Raw genomic sequence first — 21769 nt, 5'->3', positions numbered from 1 at the left:
ATAACTAACAATGAGATGATTTCCCCAATCCCCCAAAACTCACTTCCCAATTCCCACCGGATACGATTCAAACAAATACCCGTCAAAATTCGGGTCATCCACATCTGACAACTCCAGCAAACTCTGTTTCACGTTTTCTAAGTGTTGCCACATCGTTTGCTTCGCTGCTGCGGGATCTTTTTTGATCATCGCTGCCAAAATGGTCTGATGATCATTCAACCACGCTTTACGGTAATCAGTATTGGTAATTCGGCTATGCAGTTTCACCCACATGGGATTATTTTCACGCCACGCCCAGGACTGTTTAAGCAATTCAACTAACATACTGTTATGCGTTGCCTGCGCGATGGCTAAATGAAACTCCCTGTCACCGGATTCACTGTCTCCCGAAATCAGATCATTTTTCTCTTTTTCCAATGCCTTGCGCATATTGGCAATATCGGCGGGAGTCACCTGGAGCGCGGCAAATTCAGCGATATTACTTTCCAATAATTGGCGCGCCTGTAACAACTCAAAAGGCCCTGCGGCATTGATGGTGGTATCGTTTGAATAGGCGCGTGGCCGTCGGAGGAGATAAATGCCTGAGCTTTTGCGTACTTCAATGAGGTTTTCCAATTCCAGTACAATTAACGCTTCACGAACAAGTGTGCGCGAAACGCTGAATTTTTCTGCAATTTCACGCTCTGTCGGTAGACGATCACCGGGAGAATAATCCATCTCTATCATCATCTGACGTAATGATTGGGCTACTTCGTGATAGGGACGTCTGGAGTCTGCAAGGTTCATCATTTAATGCCGCCGTAAGTTCATATACTTAAATGGATCGACTAAAAATGATGTTATTCTAAGACATCAATGCCAGAAATATAACCACCTATTCTTGTTACAATAGGTGGTTTTGAGAGAAAATTATTCTAATTTACGCACTCGATTGACCATTTCGAATAATTCCGGTTGGATCTTAGCAAGATCGTCATACATGGGTTTGACCGCATCCTGAAAGCGGGTTTTATCGACGGCAATAAATTCAACCCCTTGCTTTTCTGCTTTAGCACGTTCTTCTTTTTCTGATTGTTCCCACAGTTGAATCATGTGTTTTGAGGAGTTCAGCGCTGCTTTTTTCACAATCTCTTGCTGTTCAGTGGTTAACTTATTCAATGACTTGTTCGATATTAACAGGACATCAGGGATCATCGCATGCTCATCCAGCGAAAAGAATTTTGCCACTTCATTATGACGACTTAACGTAAAAGAAGTAATGTTGTTCTCTGCGGCATCCACAACCCCTTGTTGCAATGCGGTATAGAGTTCACCGTAAGCGAGTGGCGTTGGATTTCCTCCCAACCCTTTTACCATCGCAATGGCGGTTGGGCTGGGTTGTACGCGAATTTTCAAACCCTTTAGATCTTCAGGTGTGCTAATCGGTTTTTTCGCATAAAAACTGCGTGCGCCCGCATCATAGTAAGTAAGACCAATAAACCCCATGTTTTGGCTTGAATCGAGGATTTCCTTACCGATATCGCTATTGATGACGTGCTGATAGTGCTTTTTATCGCGGAATAAATAGGGCAGGTTAAAAATGGAATAAGCTGGCGAGAAGGCTTCTAATTCTGCCGCATTGGATTTAGCAATATCCAGAGCGCCGTTTTGCATCAATTCGATGGATTCACGCTGGTTGCCCAATTGAGAATCAGAATAGATGCGAATACGAACTTCCCCGTTAGTTTTTTCTTCCACTTCGTTAGCGAACTCGGTCATGGCCTTATGGACAGCATGGTTTCGGTTCTGGTTATGGCTGAGTTTCAGTGTTGTCGCAGCAAAAGCCGGGGATGCTCCCAGTATAAACATGATACCAGCCGCTATGCTTGCTATACCTGAAACTTGTCGTTTGGTGTTCTGCATGTTTGGTTCTCCAGAGGTGAAGGTCGATTGTTGTTATTTTCTGTGGGCAAACAATAATCAGAACTGACTTATTGGGCAAAGGGCAAAATGCAATTGGTCGATCTGACTCGCAAAAAATGGCATTATTGGTTGACCTTTTGTATTTGTGATCTATCTCACCCTCTTTTAAGGCATTATTTCAAGGTCTTTAGTGCAATCAGTATAGATTCTCATTCCTGTGTGGGTTTTAATTGGTAAACCAAAATGACGGGGATCAGATAAATGAAAAACCTTGTAGCGATGACCAATAAAAGTCTGGCATTTTTTACCGTCTGCCTGCTGACCTTCTTGGTTTTATGTGTGTCGTGGCAGGTCATTTCACGCTATGTCTTAGAGGCACCGAGCACCGAGACAGATGAATTAGCACGTTATCTGTTTATGTGGGTCGCAATGATTGGCGCTGCCTATACCACCGGCCAGCATCGCCATCTTGCTATCGATTTACTGATGATGAAATTAACCGGAGTCAAAAAAAGTATTATCGGCCTGATTATTCAGGCAGCCATTATTATATTTTCTGCCATTGTGCTGCTTTATGGTGGCAGCCTGCTTGTTGCATCGACACTGGAAAATGGTCAAATCACACCTGTATTAGGCTGGAAGATGGGATACATCTATTTATGTTTGCCGATTAGCGGAATATTGATGATTTTCTATGCGCTGGTTGATGTGATCTCGATTGTTCAGCATTTTTCTGGTCAACCCCCCGTTGTGTCTGAGAATCATTAACTTGTGGAAATAAGAGGTCAGAGTATGGATTGGTATATCATTGCCGCACTCTTTGGCACATTTGCAATATTACTGGCGTTGAGTATCCCCGTTTCTTTTGCTATCGGCTTATCTTCGTTAGTCGCTATTACGATGACATTGCCGCTGGAGTCTGCGATCACGGTTGTGGCACAACGTATGGCGGCGGGGGTCGATAACTTCTCTCTATTGGCGATCCCGTTCTTTATCTTGGCCGGAAATATTATGAACCAGGGTGGGATAGCTGCACGCTTGATCAATCTGGCTAAGATGATCGGCGGCCGTTTGCCGGGATCATTAATGCACGTCAATATCATGGCGAACATGCTGTTCGGGGCAATTTCAGGCTCGGCAGTGGCATCTGCGGCTGCGGTCGGGGGAACAATGGCGCCGATGCAGCGAAAAGAAGGATACGATCCTCATCTGTCTGCGGCTGTGAACATCGCTTCTTGCCCTTCTGGTTTGCTGATCCCACCCAGCAATACCTTGATTGTGTACTCGTTGGTTTCAGGGGGAACCTCTATTGCTGCCTTGTTTTTAGCGGGTTATATCCCTGGCATTATTATGGGCGTTTCACTCATGATTGTGTCTGCCATTATTGCCAAGAGGAAGCGCTATCCTGTCGCAGCCCGGCCAACGTGGCGCGAATTTTTTGCTACAGCGTGGAAAGCGATACCGTCATTAATGTTGGTTGTGGTGATTATGGGCGGAATTATTGCGGGGATCTTCACGGCGACAGAAGCCTCAGCCATTGCCGTTCTCTACAGTTTTATTCTCGCGGTGGTGATTTATCGTGAAGTGAGTCTCAAACAACTGCCCAAAATTATTCTTGATTCTGCGGTTACCACATCTATTGTTTTGCTGTTGATTGGTGTATCAATGGGCATGTCCTGGGCGATGGCCAATGCTGACCTGCCCTATCTGATTGCCGATACGTTGATGGCGGTTTCTGATAATCCGCTGACCATTTTGCTCGTCATTAATATCATCCTACTGATTGTGGGGATCTTTATGGATATGACACCTGCCATTTTGATCTTCACGCCGATTTTTTTACCCGTTGCCATGAGCATAGGGATTGATCCTGTACATTTTGGCATCATCATGACGTTTAATTTGGCTATTGGGATTTGTACGCCGCCCGTAGGCAGCGCGTTATTTGTGGGTTGCTCTGTAGGAGAAGTGAGTATTGATAAGGTACTGAAGCCACTATTGCCGATGTATATTGCGCTGATCTCGGCGTTAGCGCTGGTGACATACCTGCCGCAATTGAGTTTGTGGTTACCTGAATTAGTCTTGAATGCGTGATAGGGGGAGTTATGAAACAAACCTGGCGTTGGTATGGACCGGAAGATCCTGTTTCATTAGCGGATATCCGTCAGGCAGGAGCAACAGGAGTGGTAACGGCGTTGCACCATATTCCTAACGGCGAAGTCTGGCCTGTCGAGGAAATAGAGCAACGTAAAGCACTGATTGAAACCAATCAACTTGAGTGGACGGTGGTCGAAAGTGTTCCCGTTCATGAAGATATCAAGACGCATACCGGAGAGTACGACCGATGGCTCGAAAACTATCAACAAACCTTGCGTAACCTCGCTGCCAGCGGGATCAAAACAGTATGCTACAACTTTATGCCGGTTCTGGATTGGACACGTACTGATCTCGACTATGAATTACCTGACGGCTCAAAAGCGTTGCGTTTTGATCAAATCGAATTTGCGGTTTTTGATATCCACATTTTGCAACGTTGTGGCGCAGAAAAAGAGTATTCCGAAGATGAAATTGTGCAAGCACAATCACGCTTCGCTGCAATGACAGCAGAAGAAAAACAAAAACTGACAAAGACGATCATTGCGGGTCTCCCTGGTGCAGAGGAAGGCTATACCTTAGAACAATTTCGCCAACACCTAAAACGTTATACCGGAATGGATAAGGCCAAATTGCGTGAACACTTTGCTTATTTCCTGCAAAAGATCATTCCGGTTGCGGAAGAACTCGGGATCAAAATGGCGGTTCATCCTGATGATCCACCGCGTGAAATCCTGGGCCTGCCACGCATTGTTTCTACGATAGAAGATATGCGCTGGATAGCTGAAACGATGGACAGCAACGCCAATGGCTACACAATGTGCACCGGATCTTACGGCGTGCGGGCGGATAATGATTTGGTGAAGATGATCAAATTATTGGGTTCCCGTATCTATTTTCTCCATTTGCGTTCAACCGTACGTGAAGAAAACCCATCCACGTTCCATGAAGCGGCACATCTGGCGGGTGATGTGGATATGTATGAAGTGATCAAAGCGGTTGCGGAAGAAGAACATCGCCGGTTGGCAGCGGGTGAAAATCACCTGATCCCCATGCGGCCTGATCATGGTCATCAAATACTTGATGATTTGAAAAAGAAAACGAACCCCGGCTATTCGGCAATCGGCCGCCTGAAAGGGCTGGCTGAAATTCGTGGCCTTGAGTTGGGTGTGCATCGCGCATTTTCCCCAAAATAGTTGCTGAGCTAACCCTACATGGTAGTGGATAAATATCACTCACTACCGCTTATTGGTGAGTCCATTATGGAAAAAAATCTTGTCAATGCAATAACTTCTGTCCCATGCCCTGGCTGGACAACCGAACGCCTGACTTCCCGTATTGTGCATTTAGGGTGCGGTGCATTTCATCGGGCGCATCAGGCGCTTTATACACATCATGTATTAGAGCAGACTGACAGTGATTGGGGATTCTGTGAAGTTAATCTGATGCTCAATGATGCTTCACTGATTAAAAATCTTAAAAAACAGTCTATGCGCTATACCGTTGCCGAGAAAGGGCCGGATGGAATGACATTAAAAATGATTGGTTCGATGAAAGAGGGGATGCATCCATTAATTGATGGCGTTCAAGCGATTATTGAAAAAATGGCCGATCCTGATGTCGCAATCATCTCTTTGACAATAACTGAAAAAGGATATTGTACCGATGCTGCGACAGGCCGTTTAGATCTCAATAATGCATTAATTATTAAAGATATTGCTAATCCTGTGGTGCCAAGATCAGCCATCGGCTATATCACGGCGGCATTAAAATTGCGTTTTGAACGAAGCCTTCCGGCAGTGACGATTTTGTCGTGCGATAACGTGCGGGAAAACGGGCATGTTGCCCGTGAGACCGTATTAGGTCTGGCGCGTTTGCAGGACGAAAAATTGGCACAATGGATAGAAAATCAGGTGACATTTCCCTGCACGATGGTGGATCGTATTGTGCCGGCAGCCACACCAGAAACGTTAACTGAAATTGCTCAACGGCTGGGCGTTGAAGATCCTTGTGCTATTGCCTGTGAACCTTTTCGTCAATGGGTAATTGAAGATAATTTTGTCAATGGTCGCCCGGATTGGGATCGGGCCGGAGCGCAATTTGTGGATGATGTGGTGCCCTTTGAAATGATGAAATTGCGCATGTTAAATGGCGCTCATTCATTTCTGGCTTATCTGGGCTATTTGGGCGGCTATGCGCATATCTCCGATACCATGACAAATGCCGATTATCGTCGGGCCGTGTATGCATTAATGCTGAATGAACAGGTTCCGACACTGTCGATGCCAGAAGACATCGACTTAGTGACCTATGCGGATAACTTGCTCGAACGGTTCACTAATCCCGCGTTAAAACATCAGACCAGGCAAATTGCGATGGATGGCAGTCAGAAATTGCCCCAGCGCATGGTCGATTCCATTGAATGGCACCTTTTGCGGGGAAGTGATTATCGCCATTTAGCGCTCGGTGTGGCGGGTTGGATGCGTTATATCAGTGGCGTGGATGAACAAGGTCAACCGATTGATGTGCGTGATCCATTAAAAGAGACCTTTGCGGCGATTTTTGCCCAATATGGTCATTCTGTTGCTGTGGTGGAAGATGTGGTGAAAGAGCTATTAGCAATTGAATCGATCTTCGGCAAGAAACTGGTAAAAAACCGTGATTTTGTCGATCACGTAACCAAAGCCTATCAGAACTTACTCAATGTTGGCGCACGCCAGGCGGTTGCGGCCCTTTGAGCATAGAGGAAAACGTAATGAAAACCTTTATGTGTGAAGATTTCCTGTTAAATAATGATGTTGCCCGTCGCCTTTATCATGATTACGCGGCGTTGATGCCGGTTTATGACTATCACTGTCATCTCAATCCCAAAGAGATTGCGCAAAACCGCCGTTTCCACAACCTTGGGCAAATCTGGCTGGAGGGCGATCATTATAAATGGCGTGCGATGCGTGCGGCAGGGATTGAAGAGGCGCTGATTACCGGTGCTGAAAGCCGTGATTATGAAAAATACCTCGCATGGGCGAAAACGGTTCCGCTGACAATCAGCAATCCACTTTATCACTGGACTCATCTGGAATTGCGGCGCCCCTTTGGCATTCGCGGAAAATTATTTGCGCCTGACACCGCAGAGGCTATCTGGCATGAGGCGAACGAGAAACTCTCTCAAGATGAATTTTCTGCCCGTGGCATTATGCAGCAAATGCAGGTACGCATGGCAGGAACAACGGATGATCCTATTGATTCTCTCGAATATCATCAACAGATCGCCAAAGATAAAGACTTTACTATCAAAGTATTACCAAGCTGGCGTCCGGATAAAGTCTTCAAAATTGAGTTGTCGGGTTTTTGTGACTATCTCGAACAATTAGGAGAAGCCGCCGATATTGCTATCGGGTGTTTTGCCGATTTATTGCAGGCATTAGAATGCCGTCTCGAACACTTTCAGGAGCACGGTTGTGTGGCATCAGATCATGGTATTGAACAGTTGCGTTATGCGCCGATACCTGACGAAAAAGTGTTAGATGGCATTTTGCAAACGCGCAGACAGGGGCAATTACTCAGCGAATTAGAAATAGCCCAATTTACGACAGCGGTGCTGGTTTGGTTAGGTAAGCAGTACGCAAAACGCGGCTGGGTCATGCAACTGCATATTGGTGCCTTGCGCAATAACAACACACGTATGTTTAATCGGTTAGGGCCAGACTGCGGCTTTGATTCCATTGGGGATAATCCTATCGCTTACCCATTATCTCGCTTGCTGGATGAAATGGATAAAACAGACCAATTACCAAAGACTATTCTCTATTGCTTAAACCCCCGTGATAACGAAGTGATCGCAACTATGACCGGCAATTTTCAGGGCGGGAATCGGGGTGATAAAAGTATTAGGGGCAAGATCCAATTTGGATCGGGCTGGTGGTTCAACGATCAAAAAGACGGTATGCAGCGTCAATTAGAGCAACTTTCCCAATTAGGCTTATTAAGCCAATTTGTCGGTATGCTGACAGATTCACGCAGTTTCTTATCCTATACCCGCCATGAATATTTTCGGCGCATTCTCTGCAATATGCTGGGGAATTGGGTCGAAAATGGTGAAATTCCCCATGATGAAAAAATGCTGGGGCAGATAGTTCAGGATATCTGCTTCAATAATGCTGAACGTTATTTTCAGGCTGTAAAGGATTAAAGTATGCAGATGTGGAAAATTGCCCTGATTGGCGAAGGGATGATTGAGCTAAATGGCACGCCATGTGGTGCCATGACACAAAATTATGGCGGTGATGTGCTGAATAGTGCCGTTTATCTGGCTCGCGCTGGCGGCGATACACTTGATGTCCATTTCGTCACGGCGATGGGCACGGACCCTTTGAGCGAAGGCATGATCTCACGCTGGCAGCAAGAGGGCATTAATACTTCGCTCGTGTTGCGTGATAACGCGCATCAGCCCGGTCGATACCTGATCCAGCTCGATGAAAAAGGTGAACGCACGTTTCTTTACCGGCGCGATAACTCGGCGGCGCGTTATCTCTTGCGCCATCCTGATTATCCCCTGTTGCGCCAACAATTGCGGAATATGGATGTGCTCTACCTCAGTGGGATCAGCCTGGCTATTTTGCCCGAAAATGATCGCCAGTTGCTGTTAATTGATTTGAAACAGTTAGCTTCTGAAGGGAAATTGATTTTCTTTGACAGTAATTACCGTCCGGCCTTATGGGAAAATGAAACGCAAGCCCGTGAGTGTTATCAGCAAATGTATGCCATCACTGATATTGCGTTAGTGACTGACGATGACGAAGCACGTCTCTGGGGAGACACGTCAATTGAGGAGAGCGTTAACCGCCTGAAAAGAATCGGGGTTAAACATGCCATTATCAAAGCGGGTGAACGGGGCTGTTTTTATCGTGACTTAAGCGGCTGCAATGCCACACAACATATTAAGACGCAACCTGTTACCTCTGTCGTTGATACCACTTCGGCAGGCGATGCGTTTAATGCGGGTTTTATCGTGGGGCGGTTAAATGGGAAATCCATTCATGATTCAGCATTAATGGGGCATCAGCTCGCAGGGGTTGTGATCCAGCATAAAGGGGCGATTGTGCCACCGGCGGCGACACAAGAAGTTATCGCGCGTTTTTTTAATTTGAACGAAATCGGAGAGAATGATAATGCAAGAGATAATGGCACGTCTGCGTCAGATTAAAATTGTGCCTGTGATAGCGATTGAAGAGGCCAGAGATATCATTCCCCTTGGTCACGCGTTAGCAGACAACGGCCTGCCTGTGGCTGAAATCACGTTTCGTACCGAGAGTGCCGCCGAAGCGATTAGCCTGCTAAAAGCGGCGCGGCCAGATATGCTGATCGGGGCGGGAACCGTGCTTCATCGTGAACACGTACGTCAGGCAAAAGCAGCGGGGGCAGAGTTTATTGTTTCACCCGGGTTTAATCCAAATACCGTTCAGGCGTGCCAGCAAATCGGTATTCCTATCATTCCCGGCGTAAATAACGCCAGCACGATTGAACAAGCGCTGGAATCAGGCATCAATTTTGTCAAATTTTTCCCGGCTGAACCCTCGGGTGGCATTGCGATGATTAAAGCACTACTCGCTCCGTACCCACAGTTACACGTCATGCCAACCGGTGGGATCAGTGTTAAGAACATTCTCGATTACCTTGCTATCCCACAAATTGTGGCATGTGGGGGTTCCTGGATGGTCAGCCCACAGTTGATCCGAGATAAAGAGTGGCGAACGATGGGTAAATTAGCAAGGGAGGCGGTGGAGTTGGTGGACGTGTTGTGAGATTGTGATCCTGCATGATCCCGTTGAACGACAGAAGGAGATAAAAAAAGCCACCCCTGAACAGTATAGAGGCAAGATCTATGCCGCCCGTTATTCGCAGGCAGGCGTTTCCAATCAAACCGACCCGATGAAAATCGTCCACTTGTGCCCTGTTCTTGTTCAAGGATAAGAAACCAGCTGATGTTGATCAGCAACTTGAGCGTATTTTGGCGGAATTGGATAGGCGAGATAGCGAAAAAATAAGCAAAACAGGTCAGCCAGAGAGCAAATGCGTTAGAACGAAAATGATAACGCCTCCTGATTGGGGGCGTCTTTAAAATAATGAATACAAATCTCAATGAATTTTCAAAAACCGGACCTGAACCGACATATTTGTGATGATTATTAAACAAAAGAACCATAAACGCCTTATACAATGCGCTGAGGATCAAATCCATTCAGCTCAGTAAGGGATAATCTCACCGGTACAGATTTTGAAGTTGGCGTGCCAGTCCCATCACCAACACTGTCCATTGGGACTAATGGGTTGGTTTCCGGGTAATAAGCAGCAAGGTTCCCGCGCGGAATGGCATAAGGCACTAACTTAAAGCCGGAAACTTTACGCTTAATACCGTCATGCCATACGGTTTCGATATCGACCAAATCACCGGCCTGATAGCCCAATTGGGCAATATCTTCCTCATTCATAAATAACACTTCCCGCTGACCATACACCCCGCGATAACGATCATCCAGCCCATAAATCGTGGTGTTATATTGATCGTGCGAACGCAAGGTTTGCAAAGTGAAAGGAACATCAGCGCCTTCAATTTGTGGGAACCGCGTTTTTGGTAACGGTGCATGACTGAATTCAGCTTTTTTGCTCGGTGTTGCAAAACGTAATTCGGCCGCAGCATTGCCAAGATAGAAGCCACCAGCGTGTTCACATTTTTTATTAAAATCATCAAACCCGGGAATAGTCGCTGCAATATGATCGCGGATTTTATTGTAATCTCCCGCTAGTTCCAACCAGTTAATGGTTGTGGTATTGCCGACTGTCGCATTAGCAATACCGGCAATAATCGCTGTTTCAGAACGCTGGCTATCAAATAATGGCTTATTTACGCCCTCTGAGGCATGAACCATGCTGAACGAGTCTTCTACCGTCACAAACTGTGCGCCGGTAGCCTGAATATCTCGTTCAGTGCGCCCTAATGCCGGCAGAATCAAGGCGCCTTTTTTACCGGTAATAAGATGACTCCGGTTTAATTTTGTGCTGATGTGTACCGTCAAATCACAATGCCTGAGTGCTGCTTCTGTTCGTGGGCTATCCGGAGCCGCTGCTGCGAGGTTCCCACCCAATGCGATCAGAACCTTAACTTCATCACGCAACATGGCACTCAACGCTTCCACAACATGATGACCATGAGCTCGGGGTGGCTCGAAACCAAAATGAGCAGCCATGTTATCCAAAAAAAGTTTGCCCGGTTTCTCATTAATTCCCATCGTCCGGTTACCCTGTACATTACTGTGTCCACGTACCGGACAAAGCCCTGCGCCCGATTTACCCAATTGTCCAAAAAGCAATTGCAGGTTGACGATTTCACGCACCGTAACTAAAGAGTGTTTATGTTGGGTTATCCCCATTGCCCAGGTACAGATGACGCGCCCGGCATTCTGGTAAATGGCTGCCGCTTCACGCAGTTGTGCTTCGGTCAATCCCGATTGCTCTTCAATCAATGACCACTCGGTTGCAATCACTTCTTGCAAATAAGCCTCCACGCCGTTGGTGTAAGTGGCAATGAATGCCAGATCAAAAATACCTGATTTGCTCTCAGCCAGCAGGGCGTTATGGGTTTCTAAAAGTGCCTTGACTATCCCTCGTACCGCAGCCATATCGCCACCAAGTTTCGGTTGATAGTAACGATGGCTAATTTCACCCGCCATTGGGGTGATCACTTCAAGCGGTTTTTGTGGATCAGCGAAACGTTCCAAACCGCGCTCATGCAGGGTATTAAAAGTGACGATGCGCGCGCCGCGTTCAGCCGCATGTCGTAAGCTATGCAGCATTCGTGGGTGATTTGTTCCGGGGTTTTGACCAAATATAAAGATGGCATCGGCATGATCAAAATCTTGCAGCCGGACAGTGCCTTTCCCAACGCCTAAGCTTGCCAACATACCGGAACCGCTGGCTTCATGGCACATATTAGAACAATCCGGGAAGTTGTTGGTTCCCACTACACGGCCAAACAACTGGTACAGCCACGAAGCCTCATTACTGGCTCGCCCCGAAGTGTATAGTTCAAGCTGATTGGGGTTATCCATCGCCTGAATATGGTTGGCTATCAGGGCAAAAGCCTCATCCCAACGGATCGGCTCGTAATGATCCGTCTGCGGGTTATAGCTCATCGGCTCAACCACTCTTCCCTGGTATTCAAGGAAATAATCGCTTTGTTGGTAGAGTTGACTAACGCTATGGGTTGCGAAAAACTGCCGATCAACATACCGACGAGTCGCTTCCCAAGTGACTGCCTTGGCACCGTTTTCACAAAAGCTAAACAGGCTTTTGTTGTCATCTCCCCATGCGCATCCGGGGCAATCAAAGCCTCTGGGCTTGTTCATGCGCATCAGGTTAACCATATTTTTCAGTGCTTGTTTACTATCAAAGACAAAACGGGTTGTTGCCTCCAGTGAACCCCAACCCCCCGCCGCCGCATGGTAAGGTTTTATTTTTGATTTGAATTTCATAAAAATCTCTATTTTTTATGTCGTAGCCAGCATCGGGCCACATATCTACAGGTGAACCCGTCACGTCGATTTCATTCATTGGCGGTTTAGCGCCGATGTGATCATACGCCTATCTGCCTATAGTGATAATTATTCCGTGGTTATATCACGAAAAAACCGAGCCATTAGGCTTTGGCGTTTTTACCTAACGACCTAAACTTACAACTCTTTTTGAAAAGATCGATTTTATTTCAAACAAAATAGCAACAAGAGGCGTGATAACAACAGTGGGGCAACGATTAAATATACAATTCCAATGAATTGGTAGTGTTGTTGGCTGCACTTGTTCATCCCACCACAAAATAAACAAACGTCCCCACATAATTACCAATTACGTAGCCGAATGTACCAATGACCATAATCGGGCCGACCAGATTGAACCAACCACGGCTGATTGCCATTGCTGCTGCGGTAGTTGGTCCACCAATATTGGCATTACACGCCAAAATATTTTCCTCCAGGCTGAACTTAAACACTTTCCCCACGGCAAAAGTCAGTATCAAGTTGAGCATGGCAATGACAAAGACGAAAGCAAACAACAGGGGCGCATGGCTGATAATGACCTGGACGGATGCCGGTATGCCAATGACAACAAAGAACATATAAATGGCGTAAGTCCCCAACTCCTGAGTGCCATTCAGTTTGCTGAATGTCTCTTTAAATATTGAGACGATAATGAAGGTGACTGTCGTCAGAAGCAGATATTTATCAGAAATCAGGCCGAAAATTAGCTCTTGGTAAATGTTGTTTGGCTGCCCAAGTAAGGTTTTTAACCATGATGAAAGATGGAATGAGAGCGCGACGATAAAAATCGACCATGCCAGCGATAAGGCGATGTCTTTCAGGGCAATATTTTTCGGTTTCCAATAAGTCGTCACCAAAGGTTGGGGTTTATCTGAATTAGGTATCTTCTCCATCTGATCAGTATATGGACTGCCCCAGAATCTCCTCGCCACAGTCCAACCGGATAAAAGTATCAGAATAATAAAATAGGCGGCCATCATAAAATTATCAGCCACGATAGTCGCAGCGACCATGCTCTGGGAAGTGCCCAGTTTGGCGGACATTGCCGCAAAATTAACCGCGCCTCCCGTGTAAGAAGCAGAGATCATGCCACTGATTTTATCTAATTCCGGTATGTACGCCTTGAAAAGCCAGAAGGAGGCAATCGTACCAATCATGGTCGCTACAGAGGAAATCAGAAAAAGTATCAGTAACCTCCCACTTTCTTTAAAGAGGCTATGCAGGTTGGTTTTAAATAATAATAAAGGGATCGCCAATGGCAGAATATATTGCCAAACAACATCGTAAGCCGGTGCTTCGACTGGAATAATATTGAAATTGGATGCAATGATAGCAATGATCAATGCAATCACTGCGCCCGGTATTTTAGAGGCCCATTTGAAACGCTGTTCCACCATTATGGCGGCAGCAACAGCAATCATGATAAAAGCCCAAAGTAGTAATGAATTGTCAGATGCAATAAGTGTATTTTTCATTATTTCCCCTGATGTTTATCAAATAAAAAAGAAAATAGTTACGCACTGACTTATTAAATGATTTAATTATTAAAAACATGGGGTTGTATCTATGGCACCATAAATAGCAGCCTGATTTTTATAAAATGCCCACATAGAATTCCCATAATCATAATGCCACCATTCAGTGGGTAAACTGGTAAACCCTACTTGCGTCATGGCTTGATAGAGTAATCGGCGATATAAAGTAGCAGGCATATTTTTTTCCGGCGCTTTTTCTAATGCGGCGGTGTAGGAAAGTTCGCTCACTTCATCGAACTCAGTTCCCAAAAACAGTGGATGACCCGATGCGATATCGAAGAGTGTGACATCCACGGATCCCCCTGTCAGATGCGGGCTGATCTGATTTTCTTCTACGGGCGCCGGAGCGACAAACTGCTGCAAGAGTTTTCGTTGTTCTTCTGCCGATAAGTCAGTATATTGCTCTGCAATCTTTGCCTGTGTTATCTCTTGCAATGCCTGTTGAGTTTCCCGTGAACGCCAGCCATCCAATACCAAAATCCCTAAATGGGCAGGAAGCAGTTGTGATGCCAATCTTAATTTTTCCGCCACACTTTTTCTTACCATACCATATTTAATCGCGCCTTTTATTCCCGCCAGATAATAAACAGATTTTTGCTTTAATTTATTCGAGTCAGTAATAATTTCTAAATATTCATCACATTCATAAATAGGAATTTTATTAATTATTTTCCAATTAAAATCTCTTTCTTGTGGGATCTTTTCCGCAGAATATTTTCCCAAATCGACATTTCCAGAAGAAGCAGATAACAACATATTTGACCTCACACTATCATATTGGAACAGGCATCATTTGAATAACAATACAATTACAGATTGACAACAGAGATGCAAGCCATCAAATTTTATTTACTGTTATGAAATTGAATCATCTTTTATACCAATCCAACTTCAAGATGCGTGTCATATTTACCCGCGTAGCGGGGAAATATGAGGCCTCGCGTCGTCTTGCGGATTGCAACTTGAAGTTTATCGAGTATATATTCAAAAGCTAATCAGATGAAATGCCGAATCGTCTGTGACAAAATAAGCCGATTTCCTTGATCCCCTAATACCTGGAGGAGGAATACCGAGACGGTATTCATGACACAACATGACTCAAGACCATCAACTACAAGTAGAAGCGATTAAATGCGGCACGGTTATCGATCACATCCCCGCTCATGTCGGCTTTAAATTATTGTCGCTGTTCAAACTCACCGAAACAGACCAGCGCATTACTATTGGCCTGAACCTGCCTTCCAACCATTTGGGTAAAAAGGATCTGATTAAGATTGAAAACACCTTTCTGACAGAGCAACAGGCAAATCAACTCGCCGTGTATGCCCCACATGCCACCATCAATAACATTGAGAATTACGTTGTGGTTAAAAAAATGCCAATTAATCTGCCCGACCAGATCAACAGTGTTCTTGTCTGCCCAAACAGCAATTGCATCAGCCATAATGAACCTGTCAACAGCAGCTTCCATGTGATGTCAGAAAAAGACGATGTGGTATTGCGCTGTAAGTACTGCGAAAAAGAGTTTGATCGCCAGGCCGTTATCAATAACGGTTAACCGCTGGTTCAAACAATCTACCCGCGACCCGTTCACGCAATCTGTAAGAATGTCCTGTATCAATTGATGTGGGACAGAGGATCACTATAATGGCGATCCCGTAAATTTTTCCATTTAGATGTCAAACAGGAGTTTCTAATGTCACGTTCTATCCATACCGAGAATGCCCCCGCCGCAATCGGCCCTTATGTTCAGGGTGTTGATCTGGGCAGCATGGTTATCACTTCCGGCCAGATCCCTGTTGATCCCAAAACGGGGACCATCCCTGAAGAGGTGACGGCTCAAGCCCGTCAATCTTTGGAAAACGTTAAAGCGATTATTGAACAATCCGGCTTGAAAGTCGCTGATATCGTAAAAACCACGGTGTTCGTTAAGGATCTGAATGATTTTGCTGCCGTGAACGCAACTTACGAAGCGTTCTTCGCTGAACATAATGCGCCGTTCCCTGCCCGTTCATGCGTTGAAGTTGCCCGTCTGCCAAAAGATGTGAAAATCGAAATCGAAGCCATCGCCGTTCGTCGCTAATTTGCCGTTTTCCCAGCCCTGATCACTCGGTATCAGGGTTGATATTCCCGTCTGGTTTTCCTCTTTTTCTTTGTCTGAGATCAACTTTTTAGGTTGTATATTGACTTATAAAACCTACATATTGTGCTTTAATATAATAAATCCACTATATATAGTATTTATACACAAAATTATCCACATCAAAACAGAAAGAGAGTCTTCCTCTTATTTTTGCTGTGGATAACATATTGAGGTGCCATATTGTGAAAATGGTTGTGATGCAACAGGATGATGTGAGTAAAGGCAATACCTGTGAACAGGCTTCCCATGCATGGCATGATCGATTGGATCAAGACATTCGGGGCCTGATCGAGCAAAGTAATTTCTCTCTTCTTAATGAAAACGCCAATAAAGACAGTAAGGTTATTCCAACCCAGCGTGATCTATTGGCGGGGATTGTCGCCCGACAATATGCCAAGCAGCATATGCTGCCGCATGATGTGGTGCAGGCACACGATAGAGGCGAAATTCACTATCATGATCTGGATTACGCCCCGTTTTTTCCTATGTTCAACTGTATGCTGATCGATTTGCAGGGCATGCTGACTAACGGCTTTAAAATGGGCAATGCGGAAATTGAACCGCCTAAATCCATTGCTACCGCCACTGCGGTTACTGCCCAGATTATCGCGCAAGTTGCCAGCCACATTTATGGCGGAACAACCATTAATCGTATTGATGAAGTCCTCGCTCCTTTTGTGAAAGCCAGTTATGACAAGCATCTGGCCATTGCCCAAGAGTGGAATATCGTAGATCAGGCTGCCTATGCAGAAGCCCGCACAGAAAAAGAGTGTTATGACGCTTTTCAGTCCCTGGAATATGAAGTCAATACGCTGCATACCGCTAATGGGCAAACGCCGTTTGTCACTTTCGGTTTCGGCTTGGGAACAACCAAAGAAGCCCGCCTGATTCAAATCTCAATTCTGCGCAACCGCATTGCGGGTTTGGGAAAAAACCACAAGACCGCTGTCTTCCCAAAACTGGTGTTTACTATTCGTGATGGATTGAATCACCGGTTTGGTGATCCGCACTATGATATTAAATTATTGGCCCTGGAATGTGCCAGTAAACGCATGTATCCCGATATTCTCAATTATGATCAAGTGATCAAGGTAACGGGATCATTTAAAACGCCAATGGGTTGCCGCAGTTTTCTCAGTGTTTATGAGGAAAACGGTCAGCAAATTCACGAAGGGCGTAACAATTTAGGCGTTATCAGCCTGAATCTTCCCCGCATTGCGCTTGAAGCCAAGGGTAATGAAGATGATTTTTGGCAAATTTTAGATCAACGCTTGTTACTCGCCAAAAAAGCGCTGATGACGCGAATCTCTCGCCTCGAAAAGACTAAAGCTCGCGTTGCCCCGATCCTCTATATGGAAGGTGCCTGTGGTGTACGCCTGAAAGCGGATGACAATATTACCGATATTTTCAAACAGGGTCGTGCTTCTATATCGTTGGGCTATATTGGCATTCATGAAACGATAAATGCGTTATATGGCAATCACATTCATCTGTTTGATGATCAACAGCGCCAGCAGAAAGCCATCGAGATTGTTAAACACTTACGTAAGGCCGTCGATCAGTGGAAGCAGGAGACGGGATATGGTTTTAGTTTGTACAGTACACCCAGCGAGAATTTATGTGACCGTTTCTGCCGTTTGGATATCGCTGAGTTTGGCGTAATCCAGGGTGTCACTGATAAGGGCTATTACACCAACAGCTTCCATCTGGATGTAGAAAAGAAGGTCAATCCCTACGATAAACTGGACTTTGAAGCGCCCTATCCGCCATTGGCAAACGGGGGTTTTATTTGCTACGGCGAGTATCCCAATCTGCAACATAATTTGAAAGCATTGGAAGATGTCTGGGATTACAGTTACTCACGTGTGCCTTACTATGGCACCAATACGCCCATTGATGAGTGTTACCAATGCGGCTTTACCGGAGAATTTGCCTGTACCAGCAAAGGGTTCACCTGCCCTCAATGTGGCAACCATGATCCAGCCCATGTTTCAGTGATTCGTCGTGTTTGTGGTTACCTTGGCAGCCCAGATGCCCGCCCATTCAATGCAGGTAAGCAGGAAGAAGTGAAACGCCGCGTGAAACATTTCGGCCATGGGCAGATAGGTTAATAACATGAATTATCATCAATATTATCCGGTTGATGTGGTGAATGGTCCCGGAACCCGCTGTACGCTGTTCGTGTCAGGTTGTTTGCATCAATGTCGTGGCTGCTACAACCAAAGTACATGGCGAGTCGATTCAGGTCAGCCTTTTACGCAAGCCCTCGAAGATCAGATCATTGCCGACCTGAACGATCACCGGATTAAACGGCAAGGTCTGTCACTGTCTGGCGGCGATCCGCTGCATCCTCATAATGTTCGCCGCATACTGCAACTGGTTAAACGTGTACGGGAAGAAGGCCCGGATAAGGATATCTGGCTGTGGACAGGTTATGTCCTCAATGAATTAAGTGAAATTCAGCAGGAAGTTATCAGTTACGTTCATGTGGTAGTGGATGGGAAGTTTGAACAAGCGCTGTATGATCCCACGTTAATTTGGCGAGGCAGCCATAATCAGGTTATCCACTATTTATGATAGGAAAATTAACGCTGCCAGTGTAATTTTTTGCCAAAACCGAGGGTGTTATTGACCATTTTGATTTCATTGATATTAAGTTGCCAGATGGGAGGTTTGGCGGCTAAAGCGATGGGAAAACGGCGGCAATAATGCGCTCTGGCGATGGATTCGGCTTCACCTGCCAATCGCACGACTTCACCACGAAATTGGACCCCTTTGATTTGTGCAATATTGCGGGTTTGGCCGGCAACCGTACCTGCAACGATAGGATTGTTTTGCATCATCTGACCGTGGCGAGTATCGGACTCCGTCATAAACCAGAATGCCATGCTATCCGCATCAAAGACATAAAAGCAGTTCGCACACCATAAATCCTGGCTTGAAGAAGTGCAAAGCGTGATGACATGTTGCCTGGCAAGATATTGACGAATTATTAAAATTTCTTTATTTAAATCCATATATTTCCATACCGTTATTTTATTCAAATCATAACAGAACACGATAGGCGCCTTATCCAGTTACGTGTTATGTATTTGACTCAATAAACCCTGAGATTTATATAGAAACACGATAAATTATTTATAAATTTCAGCAACACCAGCGAGTTGATTCTGGCCATTTGCCGACACAATACGGAAATAGGTTGCGCCAGCTTCATCAGCTTTTTTGGATAACTCTGTGGTCAGGCTATCGAGTGTCTCTGCACCGCTCACTGAAATAACACCGATTTTTTCTCCCTTAGCAACCTGAACTTCGGTAGCGGCAAAAGAACCGAAAGAAACTGCACTTAATGCTAAGACAGCGACAATATTTTTGACATTTTTCATGTTTTTCTCCTCTAATCATTTTTAAAATAGAGTTAATCTCTTGTAACTGTGAGCATGTTATACACTTGTTCAGATTATTATAATTAACAATTATTGCTATATTCTTTCAATTTTTTTGAAAAAAAATACCGCGATGGGTTAATAAATGGCATATAATTTAAATAAATTCATTTTGTTATATTTAAAAACCATCAAAAACTCAGCTTATAACCACATTTATCACTAAAATATGAATTAATTTCCCATACAAATTAACTTATTGAAATTATTAAAAATAAATAATGACTATTAACGTATCTAACTGGCATATCTATCTGATCAGAACACGAAACGGAAGCTTATATACCGGAATAACGACCAATATATCTCGTCGATTTAGGCAACATGCAGCCGGAAAAGGCGCAAAATGCCTAAGAGGGAAAGATCCCTTAACGTTGGCCTATCAAAGTCAGGTAGGGGATAAAGGCGTAGCATTGAAAATGGAATATCGTGTGAAGAAACTGAATAAACAGCAAAAAGAAAGGCTAGTTATCGACCAGCCTCTCTGCATAACGACTTATTTAACCAAAATCGGTTCATCTGAGAAATCTTTCACTCAGGTCATGCCCACAGGTGATCAAAATGGGCAGGATAAGTAACCAGACCGTGACAATCTCCCTGCGAAATATCAGCCAGGGGATAGATCAAGAAGTCATTCTCGCAATCGGGCCATTGGCAATATACCTGATATTCAGTCGCAAGTTTAAAACCAAAACGGCTGTAGTATTCTGGCTCTCCCAGTACCACTACCGCGCCATAGCCAAACTCGTTCAGGCTATCCAATCCTTCATAAACCAATTTTTCACCAAGCCCATGACTACGATACTGTTCCGCCACTGCCAATGGTGCCAAACCTACCCATTGATGATCTTCACCATTGATATCAACGGGCGCAAAACCGGCATAACCAATCACATGGCCTTCATCGTCAGTCGCAACAATACCTAGTGTCAATAAACCATCTTCTCTTAGTTGATGAATTAACTCAGCCTCTGCCGATGTTTCAAAAGATTGCCGCAACAAACGATCAATCCCCATAGCATCGACAGGAATTTCGACCCTGATTAACATGACGATAACGCGCGATCATTCTGATCAGCGCCCTCTTTCTGTCCCGCTTTGATCAATTCAGCCAGAAGCAATAGACCAAAGTGAAGGATGGATGGCATAGATCCCACGTCAATGGAATTCATCTGATTTTTCACATGTAGTCCCAATTTTGTATTCCCTTCAACCCATAAACGACGCTGAAAAGCTATGTTTCAGGATATTCCCTGCGGGCAGCTATAAAGATGAAATTATTGAAGTTAACGCCTTTATTTTTCAACCAATACAATTACAAAAATGTCAGCTTATCTTCTGCTAATGCTTCACGAAATTACCAGCCGAGCCATTGTGCCAATACTGGGTTCTGTAGGGCAAATAGCTATGTGACATTCGCACGGAAACAGCCCCAAATCAATACATTTAATAATCTGCGTCACTACCATTCACCGCTACCATTCACTTTTCAGGGGTTATGTCATGGAGCTACTTTGCCCCACAGGTAATTTGCCTGCCTTGAAATCGGCTGTCAATAATAGTACTGCTGCAATTTATATAGGTCTATATTGTCAGAACTTCGCAGACAAACTGAGTTCTCTGGGGGGGGGGGGTGGCACAATTTAGGGTTAATGAACAAAAAGGAATACCACTGGTATTAGAAAATAACCCTGACCGTGATGAATACTGGCGGGGCATTGCGGGGTTGTCACTGTAATATTGCATACCTGGCCAATCTTACAGCATAACCACGCAATCTGTTGCTTTGGAAGCCACGATAACTTCCGAAGTGTTCGCTTCTTCCTGTAACTGGATATTATGGCGAGTGAGAAATTGAACGTTTCTCACGCATGGATGGAATAACCATTTGCCACACAAGGGATATGATAGCCAGTATACTCACTCCTGCACCTACCCATGTCAGTGTGTCTAATCCCCACCCTCGTACCGTAGTACCACCCATTATAGAACCCAAGACAACCCCGGCATTAAAAGCTGCGATATTCATGCCAGAAGCGATATAGCAAAATCATACTA

General features: G+C 45.0%; 22 protein-coding genes and 1 pseudogene. 13 read left to right on the top strand and 10 right to left on the bottom strand.

Going from position 1 to position 21769, the window contains the following annotated elements; translation table 11 throughout:
• Positions 1–39 precede the first annotated feature (39 nt).
• The gene (locus ABLA76_RS12745) at positions 40–789 is read right to left on the bottom strand and encodes an FCD domain-containing protein (RefSeq protein ID WP_348988197.1); all 750 of its coding nucleotides are present in this window, start codon (positions 787–789) and stop codon (positions 40–42) included.
• 120 nt (positions 790–909) lie between these two features.
• Positions 910–1902: a TRAP transporter substrate-binding protein gene (locus ABLA76_RS12740; protein WP_348988196.1), complete on the bottom strand. Its 993-nt coding sequence runs from the start codon at positions 1900–1902 to the stop codon at positions 910–912.
• 261 nt (positions 1903–2163) lie between these two features.
• On the opposite strand from ABLA76_RS12740, the gene ABLA76_RS12735 reads away from it, so the two are divergent.
• The 7 genes from ABLA76_RS12735 (at position 2164) to ABLA76_RS12705 (ending at position 9797) form a co-directional block, all read left to right on the top strand.
• Positions 2164–2670, top strand: coding sequence for a TRAP transporter small permease (locus ABLA76_RS12735; RefSeq protein WP_047769612.1), 507 nt, complete (start codon positions 2164–2166; stop codon positions 2668–2670).
• Positions 2671–2694: 24 nt separating this feature from the next.
• On the top strand, positions 2695–3996 hold the full coding sequence (locus ABLA76_RS12730) for a TRAP transporter large permease subunit (protein WP_047769614.1): 1302 nt from the start codon (positions 2695–2697) through the stop codon (positions 3994–3996).
• Positions 3997–4007: 11 nt separating this feature from the next.
• Positions 4008–5192, top strand: a complete 1185-nt coding sequence (gene uxuA, locus ABLA76_RS12725) for a mannonate dehydratase (RefSeq protein ID WP_348988195.1) — start codon at positions 4008–4010, stop codon at positions 5190–5192.
• 66 nt (positions 5193–5258) lie between these two features.
• Entirely contained in the window at positions 5259–6734 is a 1476-nt protein-coding gene (locus ABLA76_RS12720) for a fructuronate reductase (protein WP_348988194.1), read from the top strand.
• 17 nt (positions 6735–6751) lie between these two features.
• A complete protein-coding gene (gene uxaC / locus ABLA76_RS12715; RefSeq protein ID WP_348988193.1) occupies positions 6752–8185 on the top strand; it encodes a glucuronate isomerase in 1434 nt (477 codons plus the stop codon).
• Between the two features lie 3 nt (positions 8186–8188).
• Entirely contained in the window at positions 8189–9199 is a 1011-nt protein-coding gene (locus ABLA76_RS12710) for a sugar kinase (RefSeq protein ID WP_285808715.1), read from the top strand.
• Positions 9165–9797 (top strand): bifunctional 4-hydroxy-2-oxoglutarate aldolase/2-dehydro-3-deoxy-phosphogluconate aldolase, encoded by a 633-nt coding sequence (locus ABLA76_RS12705; RefSeq protein WP_047769622.1) that lies wholly within the window; start codon positions 9165–9167, stop codon positions 9795–9797. Before ABLA76_RS12710 ends, ABLA76_RS12705 begins: the two co-directional genes overlap by 35 nt.
• Before the next feature lie 408 nt (positions 9798–10205).
• Here ABLA76_RS12705 and ABLA76_RS12700 read toward each other — a convergent pair whose 3' ends face one another.
• From ABLA76_RS12700 to ABLA76_RS12690, 3 genes are all read right to left on the bottom strand, one after another.
• Positions 10206–12524 (bottom strand): FdhF/YdeP family oxidoreductase, encoded by a 2319-nt coding sequence (locus tag ABLA76_RS12700; protein ID WP_348988192.1) that lies wholly within the window; start codon positions 12522–12524, stop codon positions 10206–10208.
• A 326-nt stretch (positions 12525–12850) separates the two neighbouring features.
• Entirely contained in the window at positions 12851–14062 is a 1212-nt protein-coding gene (locus ABLA76_RS12695; protein ID WP_348988191.1) for a DUF819 family protein, read from the bottom strand.
• Between the two features lie 69 nt (positions 14063–14131).
• Complete coding sequence (locus ABLA76_RS12690; protein ID WP_152669827.1) at positions 14132–14878, bottom strand: M15 family metallopeptidase; 747 nt, start codon at positions 14876–14878, stop codon at positions 14132–14134.
• Between the two features lie 337 nt (positions 14879–15215).
• Here ABLA76_RS12690 and pyrI point away from each other — a divergent pair, with 337 nt between their 5' ends.
• The 4 genes from pyrI (at position 15216) to nrdG (ending at position 18842) form a co-directional block, all read left to right on the top strand.
• Positions 15216–15680, top strand: a complete 465-nt coding sequence (pyrI, locus tag ABLA76_RS12685) for an aspartate carbamoyltransferase regulatory subunit (protein WP_285808711.1) — start codon at positions 15216–15218, stop codon at positions 15678–15680.
• 138 nt (positions 15681–15818) lie between these two features.
• Entirely contained in the window at positions 15819–16205 is a 387-nt protein-coding gene (ridA, locus tag ABLA76_RS12680; RefSeq protein ID WP_047771188.1) for a 2-iminobutanoate/2-iminopropanoate deaminase, read from the top strand.
• Between the two features lie 248 nt (positions 16206–16453).
• Complete coding sequence (nrdD, locus tag ABLA76_RS12675) at positions 16454–18376, top strand: anaerobic ribonucleoside-triphosphate reductase (protein ID WP_348988231.1); 1923 nt, start codon at positions 16454–16456, stop codon at positions 18374–18376.
• Positions 18377–18380: 4 nt separating this feature from the next.
• Entirely contained in the window at positions 18381–18842 is a 462-nt protein-coding gene (nrdG, locus tag ABLA76_RS12670) for an anaerobic ribonucleoside-triphosphate reductase-activating protein (protein ID WP_348988190.1), read from the top strand.
• Between the two features lie 8 nt (positions 18843–18850).
• Here nrdG and ABLA76_RS12665 read toward each other — a convergent pair whose 3' ends face one another.
• Positions 18851–19282 (bottom strand): YhbP family protein, encoded by a 432-nt coding sequence (locus ABLA76_RS12665; RefSeq protein WP_348988189.1) that lies wholly within the window; start codon positions 19280–19282, stop codon positions 18851–18853.
• A 117-nt stretch (positions 19283–19399) separates the two neighbouring features.
• A complete protein-coding gene (locus tag ABLA76_RS12660) occupies positions 19400–19651 on the bottom strand; it encodes a YdgH/BhsA/McbA-like domain containing protein (protein ID WP_285808701.1) in 252 nt (83 codons plus the stop codon).
• Positions 19652–19938: 287 nt separating this feature from the next.
• Between ABLA76_RS12660 and ABLA76_RS12655 the strand changes: the two genes are divergently transcribed.
• Complete coding sequence (locus tag ABLA76_RS12655) at positions 19939–20289, top strand: GIY-YIG nuclease family protein (RefSeq protein WP_304437604.1); 351 nt, start codon at positions 19939–19941, stop codon at positions 20287–20289.
• On the opposite strand, the gene ABLA76_RS12650 is transcribed toward ABLA76_RS12655, so the two are convergent.
• Positions 20252–20761, bottom strand: coding sequence for an N-acetyltransferase (locus ABLA76_RS12650; protein ID WP_285808700.1), 510 nt, complete (start codon positions 20759–20761; stop codon positions 20252–20254). The two genes, ABLA76_RS12655 and ABLA76_RS12650, sit on opposite strands and share 38 nt — an antisense overlap.
• Positions 20755–20883, bottom strand: a complete 129-nt coding sequence (locus ABLA76_RS12645) for a hypothetical protein (protein ID WP_348988188.1) — start codon at positions 20881–20883, stop codon at positions 20755–20757. The genes ABLA76_RS12650 and ABLA76_RS12645 overlap by 7 nt, the downstream gene beginning before the upstream one ends.
• Before the next feature lie 331 nt (positions 20884–21214).
• On the opposite strand from ABLA76_RS12645, the pseudogene ABLA76_RS12640 reads away from it, so the two are divergent.
• Positions 21215–21298, top strand: a pseudogene (locus ABLA76_RS12640) (peptidase); the annotation flags it as partial.
• Between the two features lie 250 nt (positions 21299–21548).
• On the opposite strand, the gene ABLA76_RS12635 reads toward ABLA76_RS12640, so the two are convergent.
• Entirely contained in the window at positions 21549–21740 is a 192-nt protein-coding gene (locus ABLA76_RS12635) for a hypothetical protein (RefSeq protein WP_348988187.1), read from the bottom strand.
• Positions 21741–21769: the final 29 nt, after the last annotated feature.

It is taken from the genome of Xenorhabdus sp. SGI240, assembly GCF_040081915.1.
Taxonomy (GTDB): Bacteria; Pseudomonadota; Gammaproteobacteria; order Enterobacterales; family Enterobacteriaceae; genus Xenorhabdus; species Xenorhabdus bakwenae.
The sequence above is the reverse complement of the archived record's forward strand: the minus strand, read 5'-3'. Positions and strand labels throughout refer to the sequence as shown.

What these genes read in the sequence shown, in the direction of transcription:
- ABLA76_RS12745 (WP_348988197.1), bottom strand. Translation starts at nt 789, where the DNA reads ATGATGAACCTTGCAGACTCCAGACGTCCCTATCACGAAGTAGCCCAA.
- ABLA76_RS12740 (WP_348988196.1), bottom strand. Translation starts at nt 1,902, where the DNA reads ATGCAGAACACCAAACGACAAGTTTCAGGTATAGCAAGCATAGCGGCT.
- ABLA76_RS12735 (WP_047769612.1), top strand. Translation starts at nt 2,164, where the DNA reads ATGAAAAACCTTGTAGCGATGACCAATAAAAGTCTGGCATTTTTTACC.
- ABLA76_RS12730 (WP_047769614.1), top strand. Translation starts at nt 2,695, where the DNA reads ATGGATTGGTATATCATTGCCGCACTCTTTGGCACATTTGCAATATTA.
- uxuA (WP_348988195.1), top strand. Translation starts at nt 4,008, where the DNA reads ATGAAACAAACCTGGCGTTGGTATGGACCGGAAGATCCTGTTTCATTA.
- ABLA76_RS12720 (WP_348988194.1), top strand. Translation starts at nt 5,259, where the DNA reads ATGGAAAAAAATCTTGTCAATGCAATAACTTCTGTCCCATGCCCTGGC.
- uxaC (WP_348988193.1), top strand. Translation starts at nt 6,752, where the DNA reads ATGAAAACCTTTATGTGTGAAGATTTCCTGTTAAATAATGATGTTGCC.
- ABLA76_RS12710 (WP_285808715.1), top strand. Translation starts at nt 8,189, where the DNA reads ATGCAGATGTGGAAAATTGCCCTGATTGGCGAAGGGATGATTGAGCTA.
- ABLA76_RS12705 (WP_047769622.1), top strand. Translation starts at nt 9,165, where the DNA reads ATGCAAGAGATAATGGCACGTCTGCGTCAGATTAAAATTGTGCCTGTG.
- ABLA76_RS12700 (WP_348988192.1), bottom strand. Translation starts at nt 12,524, where the DNA reads ATGAAATTCAAATCAAAAATAAAACCTTACCATGCGGCGGCGGGGGGT.
- ABLA76_RS12695 (WP_348988191.1), bottom strand. Translation starts at nt 14,062, where the DNA reads ATGAAAAATACACTTATTGCATCTGACAATTCATTACTACTTTGGGCT.
- ABLA76_RS12690 (WP_152669827.1), bottom strand. Translation starts at nt 14,878, where the DNA reads ATGTTGTTATCTGCTTCTTCTGGAAATGTCGATTTGGGAAAATATTCT.
- pyrI (WP_285808711.1), top strand. Translation starts at nt 15,216, where the DNA reads ATGACTCAAGACCATCAACTACAAGTAGAAGCGATTAAATGCGGCACG.
- ridA (WP_047771188.1), top strand. Translation starts at nt 15,819, where the DNA reads ATGTCACGTTCTATCCATACCGAGAATGCCCCCGCCGCAATCGGCCCT.
- nrdD (WP_348988231.1), top strand. Translation starts at nt 16,454, where the DNA reads ATGGTTGTGATGCAACAGGATGATGTGAGTAAAGGCAATACCTGTGAA.
- nrdG (WP_348988190.1), top strand. Translation starts at nt 18,381, where the DNA reads ATGAATTATCATCAATATTATCCGGTTGATGTGGTGAATGGTCCCGGA.
- ABLA76_RS12665 (WP_348988189.1), bottom strand. Translation starts at nt 19,282, where the DNA reads ATGGATTTAAATAAAGAAATTTTAATAATTCGTCAATATCTTGCCAGG.
- ABLA76_RS12660 (WP_285808701.1), bottom strand. Translation starts at nt 19,651, where the DNA reads ATGAAAAATGTCAAAAATATTGTCGCTGTCTTAGCATTAAGTGCAGTT.
- ABLA76_RS12650 (WP_285808700.1), bottom strand. Translation starts at nt 20,761, where the DNA reads ATGTTAATCAGGGTCGAAATTCCTGTCGATGCTATGGGGATTGATCGT.
- ABLA76_RS12645 (WP_348988188.1), bottom strand. Translation starts at nt 20,883, where the DNA reads ATGAATTCCATTGACGTGGGATCTATGCCATCCATCCTTCACTTTGGT.
- ABLA76_RS12635 (WP_348988187.1), bottom strand. Translation starts at nt 21,740, where the DNA reads ATGAATATCGCAGCTTTTAATGCCGGGGTTGTCTTGGGTTCTATAATG.